Source organism: Paenibacillus tyrphae, assembly GCF_027925525.1.
Taxonomy (GTDB): Bacteria; Bacillota; Bacilli; order Paenibacillales; family NBRC-103111; genus Paenibacillus_G; species Paenibacillus_G tyrfis_B.
The window spans coordinates 1-698 of sequence record NZ_BSDJ01000088.1; the positions used below are offsets into that span (position 1 = coordinate 1).

Sequence of the window (698 nt, forward strand, 5' to 3'; positions counted from 1 at the left end):
TTCATACTGGCATTGTGGTCACGGTCATGGTGCGTCCCGCATTCTGAACAGGTCCACGCTCGCAAGTTTAGATTTTTCACTTCGGGGTTGCGCGATTGACATACATGACAAAGCTGACTGCTTGGATAGTTTTTGGCGACCATGCTGATCGTGCGACCATACCACGTTGCTTTATATTCCAGCATCGTGCGAAGGGTTGACCAACTTGCTTCGGCAATGGACTTTGCTAACTTGTGATTTTTCATTAGATTTAGAACCAGCAAATCTTCCAGACAGATCGTTTGGTTTTCACGGATCCACTTGGTTGAGAGCTGATGCAGAAAGTCTTGCCGAGCGTTAGCGATTCGCTCATGTATGCGAGCGACTTTTTGCTTCGCTTTTAGATAGCCCGATCCACCTTTCAGTCGACGAGACAAACGTCGCTGCCAAAACGCAAGTTGCTTTTCGGAGGTGCGCAGGTGCTTGGGATTCGGAACGTTCTCTCCGCTGCTGCAAACGGCAAACGACTTGATGCCGAGGTCTATGCCGATGGCAGTATCAACCTGAGGAAGCGGCTGGATGTCTGCTTCACACAGGATCGAAACGAAGTACTTGCCTGTGCCGTTTCGACGCACCGTAGCAGACAAGATCCGTCCTTCGATTTCACGGGACTTGGCAAAGCGCACCCATCCCAGCTTCGGAAGTTTCAGCAGATCGCA

1 protein-coding gene is annotated in these 698 nt (G+C 50.6%); it reads right to left on the bottom strand.

Annotated features, from left to right (window positions below; genetic code table 11):
- Positions 1 to 698: RNA-guided endonuclease TnpB family protein (locus QMG93_RS34965; protein WP_281944512.1), on the bottom strand; the 698-nt coding region annotated here is incomplete at both ends.